The following is a 24,606-nucleotide window of genomic DNA, read 5'->3' on the forward strand; positions in this document are numbered from 1 at the left end:
ATGGGGGTCACGTCCGCTGGAGTGGTGTATTGACGGCCACTCGGTGATCTCGTTTTGAGGCTATGCGGTGAGTTCGGTGGGCAGGGCGGTCTCGTCGGTTTCTGACTCGATCGGGTGGAGGCGGGCCTTGGCCAGCAGGTCGAGTCCCATGTAGCGGCGGGCCTCGGTCCATTCGTCGTTCTGCTCGGCCAGGACCGCGCCGACCAGGCGGATCAGGGCGGTGCGGTCGGGGAAGATGCCGACGACGTCGGTGCGACGCCTGATCTCCTTGTTCAGCCGCTCTTGCGGGTAGTTGGACCAGATCTGCCGCCAGCTCTCGCGCGGGAACGCGGTGAACGCCAGAAGATCGTGCTGCGCGGTGTCCAAGTGGGCTGCTGCCTTGGGGAACTTGGCTTCCAGGGCGTCCAGCACGTGCCGCATCTGGGCCTGGACGGCGTCGGTGTCGGGCTGTTCGAAGCCGGTCCGCAGCAGCGTGGCCACCCACGGCTGGGCGGACTTGGGCACCTGGCTCAGCAACGCACGGGCGATGGGGGCACCGCCCACGCCCGTTCAGGGCGTGGGGGAGGGTGCGGCAGCGCTGCCACGAAGCGCCGGGCAACACAGCACCGATCGCGTTGACCAGGCCTGCATGGGCGTCGGAGACGACCAGCTGGACGCCGGACAGACCCCGCGCGACCAGGGAGCGCAGGAAGGCCAGCCAGCCAGCGCCGTCTTCGCTGGAGGCGACGTCGATGCCGAGGATCTCGCGGTGGCCGTCCGCGTTGACACCGACCGCGATCAGCGCGTGCACGTTGATGATCCGGCCGCCCTCGCGGACCTTCTGGGTCAGCGCGTCCACCCAGACGAAGGTGTAAGGCCCTTGGTCCAGGGGCCGGTTGCGAAAGGCGGCGACCTGTTCGTCCAGGTGCTTGGCCATCGCACTGACCTGGGACTTCGACAGCTGGGTGACCCCGAGGGACTCGGCGAGCTTCTCGACCCGGCGCGTGGAGACGCCGAGCAGGTAGGCGGTGGCGACCACGGAGATGAGGGCCCGCTCGGCCCGCCGGCGCCGTTCGAGCAGCCAGTGCGGGAAGTAACTGCCCTGGCGCAGCTTGGGGACGGCGAGTTCGACTGTGCCGGCGCGGGTGTCCCACTCGCGCGGGCGGTAGCCGTTGCGGTGGTTGACTCTCTCGTCGCTGACCTGCCCGTATTCGGCGTTGCACAGGGCATCCGCCTCCGCGGACATGAGCGCGTCGGCGAACGTCTTGACCATCGCGCGCAGCAGATCGGGACTCGCCGCGGCGAGGTTGTCCTCCGCGAGGGCGCGCAGGGGCACACTGTCAGGTGCGGTCATCGTGCTGATCTCCTTCGTGACTCGACATCTCGAAGATCAGCCGGTGGCCGTTCATCTATGCGGGCATCAGCCAGATGCCGGAGCAAACGCCCGGATCAGGTCGAACCCGTACACCACTTCTCTGGACGCAACCTGGACCTGTCCTCGCCCTGGGCGCCGTGTGGCCTGAATATTGGGCTACTCTCACCACGCCTCCCGCCCCGGGCCAAACGATCCCCATGCCCAGGCCCGCGCTCTGCTCAGTGGTACCGACATTCCTGTCGCCGAGTCGTTTACAGGCGCCGCGCTCGACGAGCTACGGGTCAAGGCCCTCACCGACCCGAGACTGGCTGAAGCCCTCGTCCGGGGAGAGGGTGGCCGTATCACCCAGTACCTCGCCGGCCCCGGCACTCCTGGAGCGCTATCAGAACGCCCCCACTGCGGCAAAGGCACTGATCGAGGCCGCCATGGACGCCCGCCGCCTTGGGTTCATTCGTCGAGGATGTAGCGGACGTGCGGGGCTTTGAAGTAGCCGGTGACGACGTGGGGCTGACGTTGTCGGCGGTGGAAGAACCTGCCGGTCTCGGTGGCGAGTTCGGCCTGGTTCCGCCCGGTGGGTGTGGGGCAGGCTGCGTTTGAGGTCGGCGTTGACCAGCTCGTCGGGGTTCAGCTCGGGTGAGTACGACGGCAGGAAGTGCAGCTCGATCTCGTCCTTGTGGTCGGCGAGCCAGGCCCGGACGGTCTTCGAGCGGTGGGCCGAGTGCCGGTCGACGATCAGGTGGACCTTCCGGTCGAAGTGTCCGGTGATCCGGGCGAGGAAGCGACACATGACCTTCGCGTCGAACGACTCGGCGAAGACCATGAAGTGCATCCGGCCGCGGGTGCTGATCGCGGACATCGCGTTCACGGAGAACCGGTTCCCGGTGCGGCGGGCGACCGACGTCGTGCCCTTGGCGCTCCAGGTGCGGCCGGTGACCTGGTCCGAGCGGATCCCGACCTGGTCACCGAAGGGAACCTCGGCGTTCTCCGCCTTCGCCCTGACCCGGATCGCGGGCCAGGTCTCCTCGTGCCAGACGCGGACGGCTTCCGGGTCCTGCTCGACGGCCCGCTTGTCCGGACGCTGGAAGGTCAGCCCCCAGCGTTTGAGGTACTTGCCCACCCCGGGCTCGGTGAAGCGGACCCCGTACAGCTTGTAGATCAGCCGGCCTATCTGTCCCCGCGTCCACAGCTGTCCGGAAAGCCCAAGGTCAGATGGGGTGTGATCGAGGACAGCCTGCCGGGCGGCGACCTGTTCGGCCTCGGACAGGACCTGGTGCTCGCCCACGCGGCGGCCTCGCGGGCGGGACAGCAGTGCGTCCTGGCCGCCGGCCTGCCACTTCGCCCACCAGTTGTCCACGGCCCTGGCCGAGACCTTGAACAAGGCGGCGACCTCCACCCGGTCCCGGCCTTCCACCAGCGCGGCCACCGCCAGCAACCGCACAGCCTCCTGCGCGTCCGGCGACCAGGTCGGCGCATCCCCCACCAGATCACTCACACACCGTCAACGAGCCTGAACCCAAAGCATTTCGGATCACTAGGACGATGTCGACGCCGACGCAGGGGACCGACCCCGGCCGCTCACCGGTGGGTCAGTCCCCTGCAACCGTACGAGACGGGCGAGTTGCCGCCCCGCCGCGTGCAGGGGCCCCTCGCTGCGGTAGACCTGAGCAGTGACCTCGGCGCCTTCCAGGCCGACGCGGGCGTCGACACCACCCTGCCCGCCGCGGTCGCCAGCCTCTGCCGACACGGCATGGACGCCGGTCGCGGCGCGGACGGCTTCTCCAGCCTGGTGGAGCTGATGAGGAAGCCCGCGGCCTGACGGCTGGCTAGACTCCCTGCCCATGACGGCCACGGCGGTCCCGGACCGGATCCGGCGGGCGGTGGGGTCGCTCGACGTGCGGCCGGACGACCGGCTGCTGGAGATCGGCTGCGGCGGCGGAGTCGTGGTCGCACTGATCTGCCCGCTCCTGACGACCGGCGTGATAGCGGCCGTCGACCGCTCGGCGACGGCACGGGCCGTGCGGCGCAACGAAGCGGCGGTCACGGAGGGACGGGCCGTCATCGCGACCACGGCCTTCACGGAACCCGGCCTGAGAGCGACGGGCTTGACCGCCCGTCGCTACGACAAGATCTTCGCGATCAACGTCAACCTCTTCTGGACCGGCCCAGCGACAGCCGAACTGGCGCTGGCAGCCAAGCTGTTGATCTCGTCCGGCAGCCTCTACGCCTTCTACGACCCGCCGCCCGGCCGCCTCGACGAGGTCGCCGCGAAGACCACCGCCGCATTCGAGACAGCCGGCTTCCGCACGGACGTGCGGCACGTGCCGCCGGTCGTGTGCGTCAGGGGCCACGGGCTCCGGATGCGCTCGGAACGGTGAAAGAGGCATGCTGGGAGGAGGACCGGATTTCATGTCCTCTGCAACCTTGCGGTGGCGAAGCCCCATGCGAAGAAGGACCATGTCAGCGGTGGCTTTCTCAGGACTGCTGGCATTCCCGGTGTTCAATCCGTTTGCGGCGACTTCCTCGGCGAGCGCTTCCCAGAGCATCTCGACCGCACAGCCCGTGGTGGCGCCGGCCTACGAACAGAGCACGACGTGCCGGCCGGTTCAAGGCGACGTCCTCTATGGTCATGCATGCCGGGGCACGTTCAAGGTGGAAGCCGGCATGAGTCTCTCCGTCAAGCTGACGGGTGAGGTCGCGATCGCCGATGTCGGGCTCTACGAGGCGGGCACCGGGGGCGCCCTCCTTGCAGAAGCCGAGTACGTGGGCGATGAATACGAGAAGCTGTGGCTGAATGACACGGGGCTCAGCGCGAGCGTGATCCTGAAAGCCCAGCCGTTCTCCGCAGCCGACACCGAGAAGACGATCGGCGTGGTAGCCCGGGTCGAGGAGCCGGGTGACAAACTCAGGCATGCGGCCGCCTTCGCCAGGCTGAAGGCGGCGGGTGTCAAATGGAACTCCAGCGGGAATTGCACCGACCGCAACAACAGTCGGTGCACGAGCTACGAGGGCCTTCGCGTGGCGTCGGTGAACGGCGCGGTGGCCCTGAAGCAGAGCCTTCCGGAGGACTGTGTGCTCACGGTCACCGCCGGCACCGAGACGGGCCACTCCACGTCGGGCACGCGCACCCACAGGAACGGCTACAAGCTCGACTTCTCGCCGACCCAGTGCCTCAGAGACTGGATCCGCCTCAACGCCAGGCTGGACACCGCGCGGGAGGACCGCCTCCGCGTGTACAACGGCCTTCTCAACGGAAGGAGCGTCGAGTACCACGACGAGACCAGGGACAGGGACAAGCCGCACTGGGACATCACCTTCCACTGAACCCGCACGACGTCCCGGCGAACACCGTCGCCGCTAAACCCAAACCGTTTCTGATCAATATGAGCGGGGCCCGACTGTAGCTGTTGACCAGGTAGAAGACCTCACGGGCCGCATAGCGCGTGAGGCAACGGACGATTTCGCGCCGGGTCTTGCCCTCCTTGATGCGGCGCTCATAGTAGTCCTGGGTACGCGCGTCGACCCGCAGGCGGGTGAACACGATGCGATGGAGCGCGGCGTTGGCCTGCCGGTCGCCGCCGCGGTTGGGACGACGGAGCTGCCGGCGTCCCGAGGAGCACTCGACAGGGCTGACACCGCACAGCGCGGCGAACCACGCCTCGCTGTCCAGCCGCTCCGGGTTGTCCCCCACCGTGATCAGCAACGTGACCGCCGTGTCCGGACCGATCACCACTACGGCGAGCGGCTGCGGGGCATGCCCTTCCCCGAACGGGCCCGCGGTGGACATGTCCCTTCCCCTTCCCGTCCTGTGGCGTGTTGTGTTGCCGGCACCGGGCCGCGTCAGGCCGTCAGAATCGTGAGGACGCCACGACAATCGGCAGGCCCCTATCGGGACACACCCCGCCGGCCCGGCACCGACAACGCGCCATCCCCGGCCAACGGCCGACACTGTGACACCAGGACATTTCGGTCAGAGAGATCATGAGTCAGACCCCAGACCCAGTACAGCACCCACCCACCCTCCCGCCCGTCACAGCGTCCCCACCCAGAAATACTGGGCATGCTCAGTTCCCGCTCTCGGGACATCCTCGATATGACTCCTGCCGATCGCTACCCAGCGCAGAGGCCGACATCTTCGCTCAGGTTGCTTCACGACCGGCGCGGCTTCTCCACGGCTGTGTGCGCCACGGGGCAGGGCACCAACGTGCTGGCATTCGGGTTCGATCCGCACTGGGTGGCCGAACGGCGCCGCCCGCTGTGGGCACTCCAGGCGTTCGCCGACGCGACAGCCCATCCCGATGGAGGTGGCGGCCGTGCGGCCGAGGTCGAGGCCGTCGGAATAGAAGAGCCGGTGGGCGTGGCAGTGGGACGAGAGCGGGGACGCCACCGAGGCGCCCGGCCTGTACTGCGCCGGGGAACGGTGCGATAGCGGCGGCGGTGTGGGCTGGGGCTGCCAGGAGTGCGGGCAGGTAAGCCGTAGTGGGTGGTGCCTCAGCGGTCGGTGATGGCCGTGGCATGGAGCAGGGTGAGGTTATCGCGCACCATCCGGCCGCGGCTGGCATCTCGACCAGCAGCAGGTATGCGCCGGGTACGGCGGCGAAGGCAGCTGTGGTGATGCCGCCGAGGCTGAATGCACGCCGACTGCGGGCGCCCGGGTATGCGCAGACCCGCGCCGTGGGCTATGCCCTCCCGGGCCGGACGGAGTACCCGGCGCACCGCGTCACGCAGCCACGGGTGGGCCCCGTCGGTGCTGTGACGCGGGTGCCAGGCCATGCCGATCGTCAGCGGTGGGACACCGCCGCTGAGCGAGGGGTTACCTGTTGCCGCGCCGAAGCGCTGTCGGCGTTCGCCCGAACCAGCGCCTGCAAGCGCGCGTCAGGGCTGACTGCTCGGAGAAACCCAGGGCCAGCGCCACGTGCGACATCGAGAGGGAGGACTCCGTGAGGTACTGGTGCGCGAGGTCTCTCAGCGCCTCGTCGCGCAGGTGGTCGAACCCGGTTCCCTCCTCGGCCAGGCGACGCTGCAGCGTCCTGGGATGGAGTGCCAGCATCTTTGCCACCTGCTCCAGACTCGCTCCCGCGCGCCCGCCCGCGGTGCGCGCCATCGCGGTGCGCACGAGGCCTGCCGTGGAGGAGCCGGGGGCCGGGTAGTTCGTGTCGAGATAGCTGGTCGCGATCCGCCGGATCGTCTCGTCGACGTCCTGGAGCGGGACGTCCATCAAATGCTCGTCGATGATCAGGGCGCCGTGCGCACGTTCCGGTCGCACTTCGGCCCCGAAGAACCGCACATAGCACGACAACGGGGCGGCCGGCGAATGCGGCAACAGCACGGCCCGGGGCCGGTATCCACTCCTGACGACGAGGCCGAGAAGGCGGTGCGCCGTCGCGAGACCGAGATCCATCGCCTGACGGGCGGGCGGGCGGGGGTCGAGCACCATGTCGAACCGCATCGCGACGTGACCGGGGAACTCCGGCCCGGCGGGGATCAACGCCAGGGTGAGCGACGGGCTGTGCACGAACAGGTACCGGGCCGCGGCCTGGATCATTTCCCGCACGGTCGGCGTGTTCTGAAGGACCAGGGCCAGCGGCCCGAGTGCGGTCGGATCCTGCGCGTGCGCCATCCGCAGACCGAAGTCCGGGCAGCGAAGATCCACCGCCGATGCCTCCAACAGGTGCATCGCGGCGCGCGCGGGAACAAGGGCGTCCTCGTCCTCCAGCGCGTACCCGGGCAGGCGCGCCGCCGCGAGCAGGGCGTCCGGGTCCCCGCCGAGCTCGAGCACCAGACTCGCCCAGCCCCGCAGGGTTGCGGCCCGCACCAGTGGTTCCATGTCGTGCAAAGTAAAAATTCTGTCGCTTCCTGTCAAGCAAATGCGAGTGTGCCGCGCCACACTCACTGCTGGCGCGAGTTGCTTTCAAGTAGCGAACGCGCCCCTGCGAGCCCCAGGGACAGGCTCGCCGGGCAGCGAGGTCACCTGCCCGGGTCCGAGCGCCGGGACGCGTCGCGGACAGGGACGGGTGACCGCCCGACGTCGGTCGGGCTGCTGCCCTGAGCCCACCCGCCAGCGACCTGCGGCCCGTCCGCACCCATTGGAAGGCTTGGAGCCGCGTGAACGCATTCGCAGAGAGGGCCGCCGTCATCACCGGAGCGGGTTCCGGCATCGGCCGGGCGCCGGCCGACGCACTCGCGTCCGAGGGTGTCAGTCCGGCCCTGTCGGGCGTCGACACCGCGGCTCTCGCCGCAACGGTACGGCGAGTCGAGGCGTTCGGCGCCGACGTCGAGGCAGCGCGGGTCGACGTCTCCGAGCGCGAGGCCGCCTTCCGGTTTCCCGGTATCGAGCGATCGGATCTCGAAGACGTCGAGCGGATCATGAACGTCGATTTCTGGGGCGTGGTGAACTTCAGCAAGGCGTTCCTGCCGCACCTGATCGCGTCCGGTGAGGGACACCTGGTCAACGTCTCAAGCCTGTTCGGCCTGATGTCGCTGCCCGGTCAGGCTGCCTACAGCTCGCCAAAGTTCGCGGTGCGGGGCTTCACCGAGTCCTTGCGCCAGGAGATACCGGTGGCCGACCACCCCGTCAAGGTCACGTGCGCACACCCGAGCAGCGTCAAGACTGCCATCGCACGCAACGCGCGTACCGGCCGGCGACGACCCGACCGCAGTGGTCAACCTCATCGACCGCAAGCCGGCCCGCATCTCCCCCGACGACGCGGCACGGACGATTCTGCGCGGCGTCCGCAGGAACAAGGCACGTGTACTCGTCGGCGCCGACGCGAAGCTTCTTGACGTCTTCGTCCGCCTCGCAGGGCCTTCCTACCAGCGCGTCACCGCGGCCATCGCGGCACGAGCGCTTCCCAACCATTAGTGACGGCGGCACCACCGACCGTCCGTCGTGGACGACTCGGCAACGACGCGCCCGAACATCAAAGCACCCTTGAGGTAGAGGAGAGCCGCCGATGCCTACTCCCCCGACCAGCCCGCTCCTGCGTCCCTTGCGGATCGGCACGCTCAACGTGCCGGGGCGGCTCTACAAGTCAGCGACCAGCGAGACCCGTGCCACCGACGACGGGTACGTGACGGACGAGTTGCTCGAGTTCTACGACCCGATGGCGCGGGCCGGCACCCCGCTCATCGTGACCGGCAACCTCTACGTCTCACTGCAGTCCAAGTCCGCGGGACGTCAGGCCGGCATCGACGACGACGACAAGAAGGCCGGGCTGCGGGACTGGGTCGACCTGGCCCACAGCTGCGGCAGCCTCCTGATCGCCCAGCTCAACCACGGCGGCCGCCAGATGGTCAGATCTGCGGACCCTGGCAAGGTGCCGGTGTCCGCGTCAGCGGTGCGCGAGCCGTTGTACGGAACGAAACCGCGGCCACTGCGCCGGGACGAGATCCCGGCCGTGGTGGAGACCTTCGCGGCCGCCGCGGAGCGGGCCCAGGACGTGGGCTTCGACGGAGTGCAGATCCACGCCGCCCACGGCTACCTGCTCAGCCAGTTCCTCACCCTGCACACCAACCGCCGCACCGACGAGTACGGCGGCAACCTGGACAACCGGATGCGCCTGCTGCTCGAGGTGTTCCGCGCGATACGCACCCGCGTCGGCGACGACTTCCCCGTGCTGCTCAAGCTGAACGGCACGGACATGCTCCCGCTGCGCCGGGGGGCGACCACCGCCGAGCTCGTGCGCGTCGCCCAGGTACTGGAAGGCGAAGGCGTCGACGCGGTCGAGATCTCCAGGGCGCACTACGAGTCGTGGCCGGGCATGATCCTGGGGCATTACAAAGGGTTCATCCGCGGACAGATCACCGAGGGCTCAGGGATGTCGATGACGCGTCGGAGGCGCCTGGCGATGCTGGCTGCCGCCCCCGTCATCGAACGCGCAGCGGAACATCTCGCCCCGGGCGGCGAAGGCTTCAACCTCCCCCAGGCCGAGCGGTTCACCGCGCGGCTGGACATCCCGGTGATCTGCGTCGGTGGGTTCCACACGAGGGAAGGGATGGAGTCGGCCATCGACAGCGGCCGATGCGATGCCGTCTCGGCGGCCCGAGCGATGATCGCCGACCCCTTCCTGTTCAAGGACATGCAGGACCCCGTGCCGGGCCGGCCGGTGTGCGAGTACCGCAACGGCTGCATCGCCCGATTCGGCGGCAAGGCGATCGACTGCTACGTCGAGCCGATCCGCATCCAGAAGAACCACATGCTGCGACGGACGGAGCAAGCGTGAACCACCTGCCGAGCGACCGCGAACCCCTCGGCACCCGCCAGGGCAGCACGACCCCCGGGAGTACGACCACTGCCGTACCGACCACCTCGGGAATCTTCCCGGTGTGCCTCCGCGAGGACCTGCCGAGAGACGCCGCCCTCCGGTACTGGAAGGGACCCCACGCGCGGATCGTCGCACGGCTGCCCAACATCGCCGAATACCTCCAGCACCACTTCTCCCCCACCGATCACGGCTACTGGCCCTCGTCTCCCACGGTGGGCACCCTCGTCCCCCCGAGCTGGCGCTGTGACGGCATCGCCGAGGTCCGGATGGAGAGCATGGCCGCCGCGCTCACCATCCCGGTCCACATGCGAGAGGTGTACCTCGACGAGCAGAACGTCTTCGACCGGGTCCTCGGAAACCTGACCGGCCCACGAGGAGGCCGCTGGTGGACCGACGGCCACGACGCCGACGTCGGCCACCGCACGGTCCTTCTGCTGCGCCGACGTCGCGGAGTGAGCCGCCGCGCGTTCCGCAGGTACGTCCACGACCGCATCGGACCCGCGCTTTATGAGTCCGGCGCGCGCGACCTGCGCACGTACACCTTCCTGCCCTGGACCTCACTGCCGCACCCCACGCCCGGCATCTCCCACGCCAATCCGACCTTCCGCCGCTACCACGGATGTGTCGTCCTCGGAGCCGACAGCCGCGCCGCCTTGGAGGAGATCCTGACGTCCAAGCCCGTCGCCGGTCTCGTCGCCGATCAGCACACGGTCATGACAGCCGTCCACGCATTCACCGTCGAGCACACCGAGCCGGTCATCAAGACGGGCCCTTCGGTCCGGCCTGACAACGGAACTACCGCCTCAAACCGGAAATCTCGTCTTTCGCCGCACCGAAATCGGCGTTGATAACCGACCGCGGAGTCAAAACAGCGCTGCTGGAAACGGTCGGTTCGGGGGACGCGCCTACCTTCTCCGAGGAGGTCGCGGCGGGACTGCGTTCCATGGACGCGGCGACGGCGAGGGCGCTGAGCAAGGTCAGGAGTCGGACTGGATTCCGTCGTGCGGATGCCCGGAGCGCTCGGACGTGCGATGGCTGGTGTCGCACCACGGGTAGGTCCGGCTGCGTCGGCAGGTGCACAGGGCGACACGGAACCGGTCGGACGCCACGATGGTGCCGTCCTCCAGAGTGACCTCTACCGGGCCTTCGACCAGCAGCGGTCCTGCGCGCTGAGCGGCTATGCGGCAGCGGCGTTCATCCGAGTCGTACAGCACGAACGATCACCAGCTCTTCCTTCTCGTCGTCGTCTTCGACCAGGCCGCGGCCGCGCAACCAGCTTTTCCGGGAACGCAGGACGGGGCCGAAGGTGATGTGGTGGTGTTTCAGGATTCCGGCGCGCAGGCCCATCGCCCGCAACTGCCGCAGTGACTCTTCCGGACGGCTCAGGGCGGACTGGACCAGAAGCAGCACGCCGCCGGGCCGCAGGAGCTCGGGCGCGTCCTGGCATATGCGGTTCAGCACAAGACGGCCGTCGTGTCCGGCGTCCCAGGCCCGTGCCGAGCCCCGTCTTGGGCACGCAGCGGCGGGGGCCGGCACGTACGGCGGGTTCGACAGGATGAGGTCGAAGGAGCGGCCCGACACCGGAGCCAGCAGGTCGCCACGTCTGACGTGCAGCGGGAGACGAGCCAGCACCGCGTTGACCTTTGCGTTCAGAGCCGCTCGCCAGGAGATGTCGACGGCCGTGACGCGTGCGCCGAGCCGGGCCGCGGCCAATGCGACGGCACCTGTTCCCGTGCCCACGTCCAGGACTTCGGCCCGTGGGGGAAGGGGTTCCGGGCGCAGGTATTCGTGGTGCAGGTATCGGACGAGCAGGTCGGTGTCGTCCTGGGGGGTGTAGACGCCGGGCAAAGTAACCGTGGTCATGGGGTTTCATCTCCGGTTCTCTCGGAGTGCGCGAGAACCTGTTCGCCGTCGGCACGCCGGTCAGACAGGTGCGCGCAGCGATGACTCCCCGGTCCGCCACGCGCCGAGAAGACGCTCGGCAAGGCGGTCTTCGAGATATGTAGTGGCTTCCACTCCGAAGGCGACATCGCAGTCGAGGTGGGGCTCTTCCTCGAGGAGGCCCGCGACGACTTCCCGGCGGACGATCTGTTCGTGCACGGCGTCGGCCTCGACGTGTTCGTCGTAGAAGTGCTCGGCGGCCGGTCCGGCGCCGGTGCGCCGCATGGCCTGGGCAAGGCGCCGCGAACCCGGGGACGAGGCGATTTCGACGGCGGCGAAATGTCCCACCAGGGCCCCTCGCAGGGCGCGGTGCAGGCCGAAGAGGGACATCATGTTCACGACGGCGAGGGCTTCCGCACCGGCCGCGTCGAGATAGTGCCCGTACGAGGTGTTCAGGTCGAGGTCGGCCATGAGATCGGCGAACAGTCGGGCGTGCACGCGATCCGCACGTCCCCCGCCGAACTCGTCGAACTCCACTGCCGCCATTCCCGCCTTCGCCCTCCCCCACAACCGGGGCAGCACCCAGGCATGCGGGTCGGCTTCCTTGAGGTGGTAGAGCGACCGCTGGGCGGCGTACTCGCGTATCTGCCACAGTTCTCCCTCGTCCCGCAGGAAGTGACTGACGCCCGTGCCGTCGACGGGTTCGACGAGGAGTTCGTCCAGTGCCTCGCCGGCGAGCTTGTGGACGGTCGCAGCGTCGCGGAGAGTCCGGAGAAACGGCTGTTCCAGGGCTGCCCGGATCTTGAGCAGGTCGGGGTCCCACTCGCGGTCGGCATCAGCGTCCGCGAATCCGCGGTAGTGCAGCTCGTAGCAGAGGTACAGGGCGAGCTGGAGATCGTCTCCGAGCGGGGCGGCGCTAGAAATCTCCCGGCTGTTCGGAAGTGGTCCCGTACTCCGCAGGTATTCGATGATCGCCGTCGAGATCCGACCACGCGCGGACGGCAGGATCGGCTCCCGCGGTGTGACGTTCATGAACGCCGAGTACCCATGATCAGCGGCTTGGCACCTGTGCCCCGCGGTGGAATGCGTGCTCGCACGTTCCGCCCGGGCGCACCGCGGACATGTCTCCGTAATGTGCACCCCACACCCGATGTTGCCGCTGGTGAGCGCAGGTGCACACGCCACCGCCACACCGCGGCCCTGTCCAACGGTCGTCCCGCGGTACGGGGATCCCGTCCGGATGGGTCGGCATGTCGAGCAGGATCGACCACTACCTGGTGGGGGGCGGCCGATCTGGTCGTCGACTGACACCTGCTTCCACGGTCCGTACACACGGGTGGGCCACGCGGGTAGGCGTGGTCGGACGGCTCTGACGAAAACCTCGGCCATGGGGCGAGGAACGTTCTCGTCGAGCAGCAGCTGTGCCCTGGATGACCGGCTCCCCGCCGCCCACCGACTCGTCGACGGCCACGCGCGCACCCGCGGCGCCAGCAGGCCGGGAATCTTGCGGCCGTCCTGGCAGGAGGAGGGCGCGAGGACGTCCACCATCTGGTGGATGCAGGAGGAAAGGCGATCCGGAATAGAGGATCTTCCACGGCTGACGTCGACGGGCGGGATCAGCCGGGCCAGGTGCCGGTCAGGCGGCGAGTCGCTACGGCGCCACCACGGTCGACGACGGCTTTGACGCCGGCGAAGATCGCGCCTTGGAGGATGGCTGCCGACAGCACCTCGCGCCAGGTGCGGCGCTCGTCAGTGGCGTCGGGGGCCTCCTGTTCATGCCCGAGCTTCTTCCACACCTGTTTGAACACTCCGCCGGCCAGCACTCCGCTGACCGCGCCCAATGCCAGGCCGACCGGCTTGTAGACGATCTTCGACACTTTCATCGCCGCCTCCAGGCTCGACGTACCAGTAGCAACGCGACCACCGGACCCACTGCGGCGAACAAGGGGCTGCGGTTGGCCCGCCTGGCGGCGAGCCGCCGATCCCCCCACCCGCAGAGCCCGGGCACACGCGCGTGCTCCGCCACCTCAGGGTCCGGCCCGGTGGCGGTCCTCCTCGTCCCACTTCCGGGTGTCTCTCGGCGTGACGTACGGCTCCTCTCCGGCCGGGTGACCGCCCGCAACGGCACGCTGGCGGTTCATCTCCGCGTCGAACTCCAGGCCGAGCAGGATCGCCAGGTTCGTGATCCACAGCCACACCAGGAAGATGATCACACCGGCGAGGGCACCGTAGGTCTTGTTGTACGAGCCGAAGTTCGCCACGTAGAACGCGAATCCCGCCGAGGCGATCATCCAGATCAGCAGGGCGAGGAAACTGCCCGGCGTGATCCAGCGGAAGCCGCGGACCTTCGCGTTCGGTGTCGCCCAGTACAGGACCGCGATCATCACCGTGACCAGGACCACCAGCACCGGCCACTTCGCGATCGACCACACGGTCAGCGCCGTGTCCCCGACCCCGAGCCCGGTGCCGACCTGCCGGGCCAGACCGCCGGTGAACACCACGATCAGCGCACTGATCACGGCCATGACCATCAGCAGCACGGTCACGCCGACCCGCACCGGCAGCACCTTCCACACCGGACGGCCCTCGGGAACGTCGTAGACCGCGTTCGCGCTCCGGATGAACGCCGCGACATAACCGGACGCCGACCACACCGCCAGCACCAGGCCCACGATCGCCATGATCGAGCCGATTCCGCCCTTGCCCTGCATCTGCTGCACGGCGTTGCGCAGGATGTCCTGCGCCGCGCCCGGGGCGAGCTTCTGGATGTTGTCCAGCACCGCCTGTGTCGCCGACTGTCCGACGATGCCGAGCAGCGACACGAGCGCCAGCAGCGCGGGGAACAGCGCCAGGATCGAGTAGTAGGTAAGCGCCGCCGCCCGGTCGGTCAGCTCGTCCTTCTTGAACTCCTTGAGGGTGCCTTTCAGCACCGTCCCCCAGGAGCCCTTGGGCAGGTCCGTCGGACTGTCCGGCGCCTGCCGCTCCACCTGCTCGTCCGGCCCGGCAACCGCTGTCCGCCCGGTCTCGCCCTGCTGTCCGGACGCGACGTCCCCGCCGTGCCTTCCATGCCTTCTCATCGTCCGCGTCATGCCACACGAGTATCCGATGAAACAACACTCATACTCACATATAGACAAACCAGACAATCGTTTCACTTGCGCTGGACTGCTTGAAGAGTGCCAATGGGCCGGCGGGCGGCGTGGAGGGCCAGATCCGGCGTACCGCCCGCCGGCTCACTGCCCGCCCCCACTACGACGCCCCGCGGCATCGACGCCCCAGCACCTCCGGACGGCGCGTACGCATCGGCATCCCCGTCGCCACGGATGACGAAAACCCGGACGCCGTGCCCGGTCCGCCTTCTGCGGCGTAAAGGCTTTCACCATGGTCGGCGTGTTCTGCCAAGTGACGGTCCGACCGGGCATACTTCCGGGCATGAGTCCGGTCGACAGACAGGGTCAAGAGCCGTCTTCCCAGCTCAAATGGGGTGATCCCGAGCCGGCAGGAGTGGTTCAGTACGAGTTCGGCGGCGCCTGGGGGGTCGTCGCGAGCGGCGCCTACGACATGAATTCCCTGGGGCCGCCGGCCGACGCCTCGGAGGCGGCCGGCGAGGAGCACTCCAGAGTGGTGCTGGTCGTGCGGGACACCGTCGACGCCGCGGCCTCAGCCTGAGCCGACCAACGACGGCCCATCAGGGTTCGGCGTAAGCCTCAGTCAGGTTGCCTGTGCCGCTCGACAGGACGGCTGGACCTCCCGACGCCGTCGGACCTGTCCGCCCAGCCAGGTCCTGTCCGAGCGATCCCGTCAGAGCCGACTGCTGGAACATGATGGTGACTCAGACGCCTCCCTGGAAGGGCAACGCGGCCGAGCGCTCCCGTCCGGGAGCCCGTTGCGTGTCCTGAGTTGTCAGAAGGCCGAGCCAGGATTCACGGGCCGGATGCGCCCTCGCCAGGCGCCGGTCTCGCCCCCACGCTGTTCGATGTAGTCCTTGAAACGGCGCAGATCTCCCTTGACCTGACGGTCGATCATGCCGAGCATGTCCGCGCCCTTCTCGGCCATGCCGCTGGGCTCGACGTCCATCGTGAGCTCCACCCGGGTGTGGGTGTCGTCCAACCGCTGGAACCTGACCGATCCCCGCTGCCGGGTCTCTCCTTCTACGACCCGCCAGGTGATCCGGTCGTCCACCAACTGATCGACTATCTCGGTGTCGAACTCGCGCCGCACCCCGCCGATCTTGGTGGTCCAGTGATTGTGTCGCTCGTCGAGCTGCCTCACCTCCTCGACGCCCTCCATGAAGTTCGGGAACTCCTCGAACTGCGTCCACTGGTTGTAGGCGGTATGGACGGGGACCCCGACGTCCACTGCTTCCTTCACCGTACTCATCGTCTCCTCCTCGCTGATGGTCGTTTCCACACAACACCGAGTACCCGTACACACAGGAATGAAGATCTATATATCGGGCTTGTCACTCACCACGAGGGGCACTCGGGCGCCATGGCCGCAGACACAGGAATCCAGGGGTCCTACTGGCTGGAAACCGCACCGCCCGGCGACCCCGCTCCCCCGCCGTCCGGTGATCTGACCGTCGACGTCGCCGTGGTCGGCGCGGGCATCGCCGGACTCAGCACGGCCTGGGAGCTGGTCCGGCAGGGACGCGAGGTGGCCGTGCTGGAGGCCGGCCGAGTCGCCGCCGGGGTCACCGGCCACACAACGGCCAAGCTGAGCGCCCTGCACACCCTGGTCTACGACCACCTGCGCCGCACCCGCGGCCCCGAGGGCGCACGCCTGTACGCGGTCTCGCAGACCGCGGCGATCCGGCACGCGTCCCGAGACCGAGCTGCCCTTCGCGGTCGCCGGCGCGGTCCGGGTCAGCGGGCAGGCACAGTTCCATCCCCGTAAGTACCTGTTGGCGCTCACCGACGACCTGCGCCGGCGCGGCGGCACGGTGTACGAGGGAACGCGCGTCGTCGGCCTCACCGAGGGCGAACCCTGCGTCCTGCGGACGGACGCCGGAGTGTCCGTTCGCGCGGGCGAGGTCGTGATCGCCACGCACTATCCCACCTTCGACCGGGCCCTGCTGTTCACCCGCCTCAGCCCACGCCGTGAACTCGTCGTCGCCGCCACCATCGACGAGGACCGCGCTCCGCGCGACATGTACATCACACCGGAACAGGCCACGCGCTCCCTTCGCAGCGCGCCGTACCGCGACGGCAGACGACTGCTGATCGTCACCGGGGAGCACTTCGTGCCCGGCACCGCCGAGGTCGAGGAGCGGTTCGCCCGGCTGTCCGCCTGGGCCGACGACCGCTTCGCCGGGCTCACGTTCACCCACCGCTGGGCCACGCAGGACAACGACTCCACCGACTCCGTACCTCTGGTCGGCCGCTTCCACCCCGGCAGCCGGCACACCTATGTGGCCACCGGGTTCGGCGGCTGGGGCATGAGCGGCGGCATCATGGCGGGCAGGCTGCTGAGCGACCTGATCAACGGCCGTGAGGTCGCCTGGCGCGGCCTCTACGACACGCGGCGCCTGGCTTCCGTGGTCCGCGAGGGAGCGTCGCTGCTGAAGCACCAGGCCCAGGTCGCCCGGCACTTCCTCCACGATCGACTGCCCCCCCCTGACGGGCCCCGCACCGGACCACGTCCCCCCGGGCCACGGCGCCGTGGTGCGCCTGGGCGGACGGCAGTACGCCGTCCGCCGGAACGAGAGCGGCTCGCTCCAGGCCGTCTCGGCCCGCTGCACCCACCTCGGCTGCATCGTGTCGTTCAACCACGCGGAGCAGGCGTGGGAGTGCCCATGCCACGGATCGCGCTTCGCCCCGGACGGGCTGGTGGTCCAGGGTCCTGCCGTACGTCCGCTGGGAAAGCGCGACATCGCGGAATAGGAGCGACCGAGAGTTGCTGGAATATACACCTAAGACACAAAGCAGGATAATTGACCCAATATGGCGCCGCACAGGCATCGCCCCCGTCGAACAGGCAGGTCACCCCATGGCGAAGAAACCACAGCCGTCCCAGCCACCGCACGGTCAGGGCCCGAGCCGCCACAAGGGCAGTGAACAGCACGGCTGGTCTCCCGACGTGGACGAGACACATCAGCAGGACAACCCAAGCGCCCATCGTTCCTTCCACACCGCCGAGTACGGCGGCGGGAAAGGCCCAGGACGGACCAAGTCCAAGGAAGAGACGAAGTCGGTACCGGGCGACACGGTGGAAAGCGTCGGCAAACGCGGCGAGGAGTACGCCGACAAGGACGAGAAAGGCCGGAAGGACACGGGCCCCAGGGGTCGCTCCCAGCGCCCCAGCGGCACCAAGGACGCCTCCGCGACGACCGGCGTCGACCCTCAGGACCCACCGTCCCGGCGCCGCCCAAGCTAGGTGCCGAGATCCCAGCCGCCCAGGCCGATCGCCTTCCCTTGTCACGCGTGAGCCTGGGCTGCACGCTGCCGGGCGTCGGAGTGGGCGTCCGGCCGGTGGCTCGCGCCGTGAAGGGCGGTGCGCGTCACTGCCGCTGCCGGTCGGCGGTGGCGTAGACGGCGGTACGCCGGTGTTCCGCGGCTTGTACGAGCGGTGCGCGACGGCGGTCCGTGGGGTGGACGCGCCGGGCGGGTAGGGGCATGTGGGCACGCGGTTCGCTCAGGACGGCGTGGTGGTCGGCATCGCGGATCATGTCGGTGTCGATCCGGTTCAGGTAGGCGATGCCGACGGCTACCCCGTGCCGGGCCGCCTCGGCGCGCAGGGCGTGCGCGAATGCTTCCGCGCCGGACTGCGAAGCACGAACGTGCGCGCCGGTCAGGGCTCTGCCTGTGAGGTTGACGTCGATGACCCGCCGTCACGCGGTCACGTCGGTCTCGTGACCGATCAGCACCACGTGCGCGCCGCGCCGGGCAAGGTCGCGTGCTTGTGCCGCTCCCAGCCCACGTGCGGCTCCGATCACGACGATGGTGCGGCCTTCGAGGGGCTGTCGCGCATGAGCTGCTCCCTTGATCCGCCGCGGAGCGTCAGCGGACCGGCGGACGCTTGGCACCGGTGCGGTCGCGGTGGGCCAGGATGCGCTGCAGGCGGTCCAGGCCGGGTGGCAGGTCGCCGCGCAGGGCCGCTGGTCGAGCATCTGCAGCGTGGGGGGAGCCAGGATGCGCCGGGCCCGGATGAAGGACCGGAATCCGGGAGCGAACCACTCGGCCTGGCGTTCGATCCGGTCGGCCATCGCCTCCTGCTCTTTCGCGTCCCAGGCGCCGGTCAGCCCTTCGTCACCAGCGTCAGAGGTGATCCGTTGGGGTACGTGGGTGTAGGCCCAGGCCGACTCGGTCCCTCGGGGCGAACGCGTGGGGTCGGCGGTCGTCATCTGGCCGAACAGCGCGAAGGGGCGGTCGGGCACAGCGCCCGTCGCGATCTGGGCGGCAAACCGGGTGAGCTCGTCCAGTCCGTCGGCCGGGTGGACGGTGCCGGCCCGGCCGGCCCGACCCACCTGCCAGGGCACGGGAGCGTCGAGCGCCCAGCCGACCTAGAAGGTCGCGAAGTCCCACTCGAGCCGTTTCAGGTCCTCCAGCAGCTGGGCCGGCAGATGCTCCGGGTCCAGGAGGTCGCCGTAGAGCGCGGGCACCGACGCATCCGCCAGCACGGCACGGCGGGCGGCGAGGCTGTCGCCGTCGGCGGTGCGTACACCGGCGGCCGCCCGTCGCGGACGGCGATCCGGCTGGCACGCTGTCCGTGACGCGCGGCGCCACCACGGGCGTGCAGTCGCCGTACCAGTGCATCGGTCAGGGCGCCGGAGCCGCCGACCGACAGGGAAGCCGTACGTCTGGCCCAGCATGGACACCAGCCGGCCGAAACCGCCGCTGCCCGCGGCCTCCGGCGCGAGATCGGCGTGCAGGGCGTTGCCGGCCAGCAGCAACCTGCCGCCCTCGCCCGCGAACTCCTCCGACCCCATGCGCCGCACCGGCAAGGAGGGTGCGAGCCAGCCGCAGTCCGTCCGCAGCCCGCAGCCGGACGGCGAGCCGCGCCGTGGCCCGCAGCGGGGGAAAGGGAGTGAACAGAGCGTCCAGGATGTCGGGACGCAGTCGTTCCCAGACCGCGGGCAGCCGTCGCCATGCGTCTCCGCCCCCGGCTGCGAAGGTGTCGAGGGAGGCGGAGGTGGCGTCGATCCTGCGGTCGAGGGCGGCGCATCTGCCGTCGGCCAGGGGATGGGCCAGGACGCTCGGCGCATGGCTCCACCGCAGTCCGTGCTCTTCCAGGCGCAGGCCGCGCAGCACGGGGGACGCGGCGGCCAGCGGGTAGAAGGAGCTGAAGAGGTCGGTGACGAAGTCGGGGTCCACCCTCCTGTCGTGCCGCACCGCCCCGCCGGGTTCGCGCTGTTCCTCAAGGACCTCCACGCTCCAACCGGCGTCGGCCAGGAGGTTCGCCGCGACCAGTCCGTTGGGCCCGGCCCCGATCACCACCGCGTCAGGCATCGCCGCCTCCCCAGGCGCGCGGCCCGGCCGTCGAGGCCGCGCGCTGCGCCCCGTCCGCACGATGACCGACCAGGCCACCCAGTAAAGCGCCGTCGCCTCCGAAGAACGCTTCGCCAGCATGCGTCACCCGGCCGAACTCGCCCGCCTCGGCACGTCGCTGGACGCGATACTGAACCGCATCCGCACCCTTCTGCGCCACGAACGGCAGCTCACCGGGGAGCTCTCGCACGAGCTGCGTACGCCCCTGAGCCGGATCATCGCCGAACTCGACTGGTGGCAGACCCGCCCCCGCACAGAGGACCAGACCCGCAGCACCCACAAGGTCATCGCCGATGCCGCCGAGTCCATGCGCACCATCTGCGACACACTTCTCGACGACGCCAGGGGCGGCACCCTCACCGCTCCCGGCACCGCCGAGGTCCTGCCCACGCTGCAACTCCTCGCCGAAGCCCCGGACACACCAGGCCACTTGACGGTCACCGTCGACGGCCCGCAGCTGAAGGCCGGAGTCCCACCCGCCCACCTCGAACGCATCATCAGCCCACTTCTCACCAACGCCTGCCGCTACGCCCGCTCCAACATCGCCGTCCGCGCATACCACGCACCCGACGGCGTATGCATCGACGTCATCGACGACGGGCCCGGCGTACCACCTCCGTTCGCCGGACAGCTCTTCGCGCCCGGTCAACGTGCGGATCCGGGCGACGGACACCATGGGGCGGGCCTCGGACTGCCGCTGACGCGACGCCTCGCACGCAGCGCCGGCGGCGAGGTGACGTACGACCCCGCGCACACCCCCGGGGCACGATTCGTCATCAGCCTGCCTGCCGGGTGACGTCAGCCCCACTCGGCGGCACAGACGCATCACTGCACGACGTCGTGCCGGATGTCCTTGCGCGAGACGGCCAGATAGCCGACGAAACCGAGAATGGCCACCGTCCAGGACAGCGTGACCGGCCCGAGGCCCAGGTCGAGTCCGCCTCGGTCGTGGCCCACGGCCATCCAGTCGGCGACGGAGGCTCCGAGCGGGCGGGTGATGACGTACGCCGCCCAGAAAGCGACGACTGCGTTCAGGCCGCCCCAGCGGTGAGCGACGGCCGGAACGGCGATCGCGGCGGCGTACAGGACGGTGGAACCCAGGTAACCGAAGCCGATCGTGGCGGTCAGATCGCCCGCGGCGGTGCCCAGCGCGAAGGTGGCCAGCACGGCGGCCCAGTAGAAGATCTCGCGGCGTCGGGTGTGGATGCTGTGGATGGACAGGGTGCGTTCGCTGCGATACCAGAGGACGAAGACGGCAGCCAGCGCGGCCATGAAGAACGGGGTCGAGAATGCATAGGGCACGCCCAGGCCGACATGCAGGACGTCGGCGGCCATCGTGCCGAACACGCCTCGAATCTCCCGTTGCCTCTCTCGGCAGGATGTCGCACGGCCATGATCTCCTCGCCTCCCGGGGCCCAGGGCGCAAAGGAACGGGATCCCCGACATGAGATCCCGCTCGGTAACTGCCTGGTCAGTGCTTGAAAACGTCCTTCGTCTTCTCCTTGGCCTGACGGGCCGCACCCTTCGACTTCTTGGCCTGCCCTTCGGCCGTCATCCGCTCGTTGCCCACGGCACGACCGACCGCCTCTTTGGCCTTTCCCTCGGCTTCTTCCATCTTTCCCTTTGCCTTTTGCTCTCCACCCATTGTCGCTCACCCTCCTAGTCAGGTGGGAAATCGTGAACACACCCCGAGTACCCCCTGTCAGCCGGGACGAACAGGTGGGAGAAGTGTTCCGAGCGGGCCGAGGTCCAGGTTGAGGTCCTCCATGGTCAGGCCGTAACTGGCGCACAGCTCCAACATTGCGGTCGTGGAGGATCATGAGAGTGGAGCCCAGCCGCTCCTCCTGCTCCTCGGTGAGGTCCTGCTGGTCGACGCGGTGCAGGGCTTGGCGCTCCATGAGCTGCCGCAACAGTTCAACCAGCGTGAGGACGAGTCTGACGAGGTCCCGTTCGACGGTGTCAGGATCGGTGCTGATACGCCGGGCGGGGTGCGGCGGCCCGGGCTCTCGGGTGCCGTCCGGTACGGCGGGCAGCAGCCGGAAGGCCCGGGCGGCCGCGTCGGCGACCTCGGCCCGGCGGTCCGGTCGATCGGGATGCCGTCGGGGCGTACCGGTGTCACCCACGGCGACGGGTCATGGTGCCAGGCCGTCGCCGGGGTCTGCCCACCGGGCGTGGCGGCGAAGAGCAGGGCGCCCACGGGCCGGTGACGTCTATGCGTACGTCGGCCAGGTCCTGGACGGCGTCGAGGACCCGCGTGCGGAAATCCGCCGCCGCCTCGCGGGAGACAAGGTAGGCATCGTCGACGACGTTCTCTGCGGCGCCGGCGGCGAGTTCCCCCTGCTGAACCCGATGCCGGGCCTGGCCGGCAGCCATGGCGCGACCGATCGCCTCGACTCGTTCGGCTGCCTGGCGGGCGGCCCGGTAGGACTCGTCGCGCGAGTGCCGCTGTGAGCGACGGGCGCGCAGATGGGCCCGGCCCGGACTCAGCTCGTCAGCCGTACCGGACGACGCCACCGACGCACCGACCGACGCACCGGAGGCATGCGTGTCCGGCTCCCGCCTTCCGGCTCCTGCGGGTCCGGCTGCGGCTCGACGTAGATCTTCACGCCCCATTCGAGGTGTCCCGCCAGTCGCCGCAGGGCATGCGAGAACTCGTCTGCCCCCTCGCTCAGCATCGCCTCCACCCGCCCGTCGTCCAGTTGCACCGTGGCGAGCCGTAGGGGCAGCACGGTGGTGCGCGCGGCGAGGGCCTCGATCACGGTGTGGTGGGCGCGGGCAACGGTCTGCAGCCAGTCCAGGTCCCCCAGATGGCGTCGCAGGGCAGTTTCCTGAAAGTCCTGGGCGGGCACCGAACTGACGGCAGCCGCCAGAGCGTCTCCCTCCCGCGCCCCCGGAGCCTTCCGGCACCAGGCGAACGGGTGCCTTCGTCACGCCTTCCACCCCGTCCAGGGCCGCACCGAGGCCCTCTGCGGCACGCAGAACGGCGTAGGCATGGGCGACCCTTTCAGTCATCGGCCACCTCGTTCCTGCGCCGCGTGGTGGAGGGCCGCGAAGGGCGGTGGCGCCGTCCGGCGGTCGACCCCGCCTCGGCCGGCGGCAGCGCCCGCTCGCCCCCCAGTGCCTCGATCTCCGCCTGCAGCCGTCTGTTCTCTTCGGCCAGTGCCCGGTCGTCGGCGCGGGAGGAGAGCGACGGATCGTGTTCTCACCAGTCGATCCCCATTTCCTTGGCCTTGTCGACGGAAGCGACGATGAGCCGGAGTTTGACGGTGAGCAACTCGATGTCGAGGAGATTGATCCGGATGTCCCCCGCGATAACGATGCCCTTGTCCAGGACGCGCTCGATGATGTCGGCCAGGGTCACCGAGGAGCCGTGGTCGTAGCCGTACGGGGCCGTTGCCCGGGAGGGGTACGTGCTCAGCCGTCGGTCCTCGCGCTCGCCGAAGGCCCTCGGGGTCGCAGCACTCCTGTTCGGCGGCCTCGGTCACCCGGTCGACGACCCAGCCCACGCCCCGTACGGGCACCAGCGGGAAGGCGAGGAGTTGAGTCAGCAGACGCCAAGCACTTCCATCGCTGTGTCACCCTCTCCGACGAGGACGCGGACGAGCGAGTGAAGGCATGAAGCTTCACGCCTTCACGCCCTGACACCCCCGCGCCGCGCTCGTCAGGTTCGCCGGGACACGCGAGAGCCCCGGGACTCCTTGCGAGTCCCGGGGCCGCGGCGCGAGGAGCAGGCGTCGGGTCAGGTGTGCGGGCCGCCGAACGCGGTGCCCGTGCCGTAGTAGATGCCCAGCTCATCGTGGTAGCTCTGGTTGCCGAGGTGCTTGTCGCGGTCGAACTCCGGAGCGTCCTTGATCTCCTGCTTCGTGCGGCCGACGAAGACCTTCCGCTCGTCGGGGTCGATGCCGACGACCATGCTCGCCGGGAGCAGGACCTCCTTGCCGAAGATCCACACACCGGTGTCCACCACCAGGTAGGCGGCATCGGCCTCGTCGGAGTGCTTGTCGACCTTGCCGATGCTGCCGTCCGTGGCCTCGACCTTGTACCCGCTGAGGTCGGCGCCGGCCAGACGGCCCGCAGTCGAATCATAGCTCCACATATTACCGGTCACGCGAAAACAACTCCTCCGGTAAACAGAGGACAGCGGGATCCCCCGCCGTTCCTCCTTTTTGCGTATGTCATGCGCGGCGGTCTCCGCGACCACCCTTTTCGCGAGTGCCCCACACCCAGGGCCTCACACCCATTGGATTCGGTATTCTTTTCTTGAAATGTATCGCCGCAGGTCAGCTACCAGCGATACCAGCGGCCGCTCCCACTCTTCGGACGGGCGACGAAGCCGATAAGCCACAACACCAGCACGATAATGGCAACCCACCACAGAATTTTCAGCGCAAAACCCGCGCCGAACAGGATCAGAGCCAGCAGAAGAACGAGAAGCAAGGGAATCATGACTATCAACCTCCGAACCACCGATTACCCAACTGTTCTCCGGCCATGCGTACGACTTCGAAATCCGCCGGCATTCGAACGTGGAACCCTCGCCCGCAGCGGATCCGGGTGATTCCGCAAGCTCCGCAAGGTCGCCCGCCGGGTATGTGGAAGGGGGCAGCCTCTCGTGACCTCGGCC

Annotated in this window: 19 protein-coding genes and 13 pseudogenes; 10 read left to right on the forward strand and 22 right to left on the reverse strand. The window is 69.0% G+C overall.

The window, feature by feature from the left end:
- Nucleotides 1-60: 60 nt before the first annotated feature.
- Together ABZ725_RS43295 and ABZ725_RS43300 are read right to left on the reverse strand one after the other, a co-directional pair.
- Nucleotides 61-1,333: pseudogene (locus tag ABZ725_RS43295) on the reverse strand (IS256 family transposase).
- A 468-nt stretch (nt 1,334-1,801) separates the two neighbouring features.
- Nucleotides 1,802-2,786: pseudogene (locus ABZ725_RS43300) on the reverse strand (IS630 family transposase).
- Between the two features lie 255 nt (nt 2,787-3,041).
- On the opposite strand from ABZ725_RS43300, the pseudogene ABZ725_RS43305 reads away from it, so the two are divergent.
- From ABZ725_RS43305 to ABZ725_RS43315, 3 genes and pseudogenes are all read left to right on the forward strand, one after another.
- A pseudogene (locus ABZ725_RS43305) lies at nt 3,042-3,170 on the forward strand (NAD(P)-dependent oxidoreductase); the annotation flags it as partial.
- A 22-nt stretch (nt 3,171-3,192) separates the two neighbouring features.
- A complete protein-coding gene (locus ABZ725_RS43310; protein ID WP_358807854.1) occupies nt 3,193-3,729 on the forward strand; it encodes a hypothetical protein in 537 nt (178 codons plus the stop codon).
- A gap of 79 nt (nt 3,730-3,808) precedes the next feature.
- Nucleotides 3,809-4,675 (forward strand): hypothetical protein, encoded by an 867-nt coding sequence (locus tag ABZ725_RS43315; protein WP_358807855.1) that lies wholly within the window; start codon nt 3,809-3,811, stop codon nt 4,673-4,675.
- On the opposite strand, the pseudogene ABZ725_RS43320 reads toward ABZ725_RS43315, so the two are convergent.
- The 4 genes and pseudogenes from ABZ725_RS43320 to ABZ725_RS43335 form a co-directional block, all read right to left on the reverse strand.
- Nucleotides 4,662-5,105, reverse strand: a pseudogene (locus ABZ725_RS43320) (IS110 family transposase); the annotation flags it as partial. The gene ABZ725_RS43315 and the pseudogene ABZ725_RS43320 overlap by 14 nt on opposite strands.
- 395 nt (nt 5,106-5,500) lie before the next feature.
- Nucleotides 5,501-5,711: pseudogene (locus ABZ725_RS43325) on the reverse strand (short-chain fatty acyl-CoA regulator family protein); the annotation flags it as partial.
- Between the two features lie 338 nt (nt 5,712-6,049).
- Nucleotides 6,050-6,145: pseudogene (locus tag ABZ725_RS43330) on the reverse strand (LysR family transcriptional regulator); the annotation flags it as partial.
- 19 nt (nt 6,146-6,164) lie between these two features.
- Nucleotides 6,165-7,214 (reverse strand): AraC family transcriptional regulator, encoded by a 1,050-nt coding sequence (locus ABZ725_RS43335; protein WP_358807856.1) that lies wholly within the window; start codon nt 7,212-7,214, stop codon nt 6,165-6,167.
- Nucleotides 7,215-7,456: 242 nt separating this feature from the next.
- Here ABZ725_RS43335 and ABZ725_RS43340 point away from each other — a divergent pair, with 242 nt between their 5' ends.
- From ABZ725_RS43340 to ABZ725_RS43350, 3 genes are all read left to right on the forward strand, one after another.
- Entirely contained in the window at nt 7,457-8,134 is a 678-nt protein-coding gene (locus ABZ725_RS43340) for an SDR family NAD(P)-dependent oxidoreductase (protein ID WP_358807857.1), read from the forward strand.
- A 170-nt stretch (nt 8,135-8,304) separates the two neighbouring features.
- Nucleotides 8,305-9,573 carry an NADH:flavin oxidoreductase gene (locus ABZ725_RS43345; RefSeq protein WP_358807858.1) on the forward strand — a complete coding sequence of 423 codons (1,269 nt, stop codon included), beginning with the start codon at nt 8,305-8,307 and terminating at the stop codon, nt 9,571-9,573.
- The gene (locus tag ABZ725_RS43350) at nt 9,570-10,463 is read left to right on the forward strand and encodes an EthD domain-containing protein (RefSeq protein ID WP_358807859.1); all 894 of its coding nucleotides are present in this window, start codon (nt 9,570-9,572) and stop codon (nt 10,461-10,463) included. The genes ABZ725_RS43345 and ABZ725_RS43350 overlap by 4 nt, the downstream gene beginning before the upstream one ends.
- A gap of 129 nt (nt 10,464-10,592) precedes the next feature.
- On the opposite strand, the gene ABZ725_RS43355 is transcribed toward ABZ725_RS43350, so the two are convergent.
- From ABZ725_RS43355 to ABZ725_RS43375, 5 genes are all read right to left on the reverse strand, one after another.
- Nucleotides 10,593-10,829: a CDGSH iron-sulfur domain-containing protein gene (locus tag ABZ725_RS43355; protein WP_358807860.1), complete on the reverse strand. Its 237-nt coding sequence runs from the start codon at nt 10,827-10,829 to the stop codon at nt 10,593-10,595.
- Nucleotides 10,810-11,478 (reverse strand): HemK2/MTQ2 family protein methyltransferase, encoded by a 669-nt coding sequence (locus ABZ725_RS43360; RefSeq protein ID WP_358807861.1) that lies wholly within the window; start codon nt 11,476-11,478, stop codon nt 10,810-10,812. The genes ABZ725_RS43355 and ABZ725_RS43360 overlap by 20 nt, the downstream gene beginning before the upstream one ends.
- A 60-nt stretch (nt 11,479-11,538) precedes the next feature.
- Entirely contained in the window at nt 11,539-12,528 is a 990-nt protein-coding gene (locus ABZ725_RS43365) for an iron-containing redox enzyme family protein (protein ID WP_358807862.1), read from the reverse strand.
- Nucleotides 12,529-13,112: 584 nt separating this feature from the next.
- Nucleotides 13,113-13,379, reverse strand: coding sequence for a DUF4235 domain-containing protein (locus ABZ725_RS43370; RefSeq protein ID WP_358807863.1), 267 nt, complete (start codon nt 13,377-13,379; stop codon nt 13,113-13,115).
- Nucleotides 13,380-13,523: 144 nt separating this feature from the next.
- Nucleotides 13,524-14,585, reverse strand: coding sequence for a YihY/virulence factor BrkB family protein (locus ABZ725_RS43375; RefSeq protein ID WP_358807864.1), 1,062 nt, complete (start codon nt 14,583-14,585; stop codon nt 13,524-13,526).
- 343 nt (nt 14,586-14,928) lie between these two features.
- On the opposite strand from ABZ725_RS43375, the gene ABZ725_RS43380 reads away from it, so the two are divergent.
- Nucleotides 14,929-15,165 carry a hypothetical protein gene (locus ABZ725_RS43380; protein WP_358807865.1) on the forward strand — a complete coding sequence of 79 codons (237 nt, stop codon included), beginning with the start codon at nt 14,929-14,931 and terminating at the stop codon, nt 15,163-15,165.
- Between the two features lie 234 nt (nt 15,166-15,399).
- On the opposite strand, the gene ABZ725_RS43385 is transcribed toward ABZ725_RS43380, so the two are convergent.
- A complete protein-coding gene (locus ABZ725_RS43385; protein WP_358807866.1) occupies nt 15,400-15,876 on the reverse strand; it encodes an SRPBCC family protein in 477 nt (158 codons plus the stop codon).
- Between the two features lie 111 nt (nt 15,877-15,987).
- Here ABZ725_RS43385 and ABZ725_RS43390 point away from each other — a divergent pair.
- Nucleotides 15,988-17,378: pseudogene (locus ABZ725_RS43390) on the forward strand (FAD-dependent oxidoreductase).
- Nucleotides 17,379-17,484: 106 nt separating this feature from the next.
- A complete protein-coding gene (locus ABZ725_RS43395; protein WP_358807867.1) occupies nt 17,485-17,871 on the forward strand; it encodes a hypothetical protein in 387 nt (128 codons plus the stop codon).
- Nucleotides 17,872-18,022: 151 nt separating this feature from the next.
- On the opposite strand, the pseudogene ABZ725_RS43400 reads toward ABZ725_RS43395, so the two are convergent.
- Together ABZ725_RS43400 and ABZ725_RS43405 are read right to left on the reverse strand one after the other, a co-directional pair.
- Nucleotides 18,023-18,481 (reverse strand): annotated as a pseudogene (locus ABZ725_RS43400) (short-chain dehydrogenase); the annotation flags it as partial.
- A 13-nt stretch (nt 18,482-18,494) separates the two neighbouring features.
- A pseudogene (locus ABZ725_RS43405) lies at nt 18,495-19,943 on the reverse strand (NAD(P)/FAD-dependent oxidoreductase).
- Nucleotides 19,944-19,977: 34 nt separating this feature from the next.
- On the opposite strand from ABZ725_RS43405, the pseudogene ABZ725_RS43410 reads away from it, so the two are divergent.
- Nucleotides 19,978-20,778: pseudogene (locus tag ABZ725_RS43410) on the forward strand (HAMP domain-containing sensor histidine kinase); the annotation flags it as partial.
- 29 nt (nt 20,779-20,807) lie between these two features.
- On the opposite strand, the pseudogene ABZ725_RS43415 reads toward ABZ725_RS43410, so the two are convergent.
- From ABZ725_RS43415 to ABZ725_RS43450, 8 genes and pseudogenes are all read right to left on the reverse strand, one after another.
- Nucleotides 20,808-21,329: pseudogene (locus tag ABZ725_RS43415) on the reverse strand (hypothetical protein); the annotation flags it as partial.
- Nucleotides 21,330-21,453: 124 nt separating this feature from the next.
- Nucleotides 21,454-21,627: a CsbD family protein gene (locus ABZ725_RS43420; protein WP_358807868.1), complete on the reverse strand. Its 174-nt coding sequence runs from the start codon at nt 21,625-21,627 to the stop codon at nt 21,454-21,456.
- 57 nt (nt 21,628-21,684) lie between these two features.
- Nucleotides 21,685-22,105, reverse strand: a pseudogene (locus ABZ725_RS43425) (gas vesicle protein K).
- On the reverse strand, nt 22,098-22,496 hold the full coding sequence (locus tag ABZ725_RS43430; RefSeq protein ID WP_358807869.1) for a GvpL/GvpF family gas vesicle protein: 399 nt from the start codon (nt 22,494-22,496) through the stop codon (nt 22,098-22,100). Before ABZ725_RS43430 ends, ABZ725_RS43425 begins: the two are co-directional and overlap by 8 nt.
- Nucleotides 22,466-22,831: a GvpL/GvpF family gas vesicle protein gene (locus ABZ725_RS43435; RefSeq protein WP_358807870.1), complete on the reverse strand. Its 366-nt coding sequence runs from the start codon at nt 22,829-22,831 to the stop codon at nt 22,466-22,468. Before ABZ725_RS43435 ends, ABZ725_RS43430 begins: the two co-directional genes overlap by 31 nt.
- A 356-nt stretch (nt 22,832-23,187) precedes the next feature.
- A pseudogene (gvpJ, locus tag ABZ725_RS43440) lies at nt 23,188-23,343 on the reverse strand (gas vesicle protein GvpJ); the annotation flags it as partial.
- Nucleotides 23,344-23,721: 378 nt separating this feature from the next.
- Nucleotides 23,722-24,090 carry a PRC-barrel domain containing protein gene (locus ABZ725_RS43445; protein ID WP_358807871.1) on the reverse strand — a complete coding sequence of 123 codons (369 nt, stop codon included), beginning with the start codon at nt 24,088-24,090 and terminating at the stop codon, nt 23,722-23,724.
- Nucleotides 24,091-24,266: 176 nt separating this feature from the next.
- Nucleotides 24,267-24,428 (reverse strand): hydrophobic protein, encoded by a 162-nt coding sequence (locus ABZ725_RS43450; protein WP_358807872.1) that lies wholly within the window; start codon nt 24,426-24,428, stop codon nt 24,267-24,269.
- Between the last annotated feature and the right edge of the window lie 178 nt (nt 24,429-24,606).

The sequence above is a fragment of the Streptomyces sp. NPDC006872 genome, assembly GCF_040635845.1.
In the GTDB taxonomy this organism is placed as follows: Bacteria; Actinomycetota; Actinomycetes; order Streptomycetales; family Streptomycetaceae; genus Streptomyces.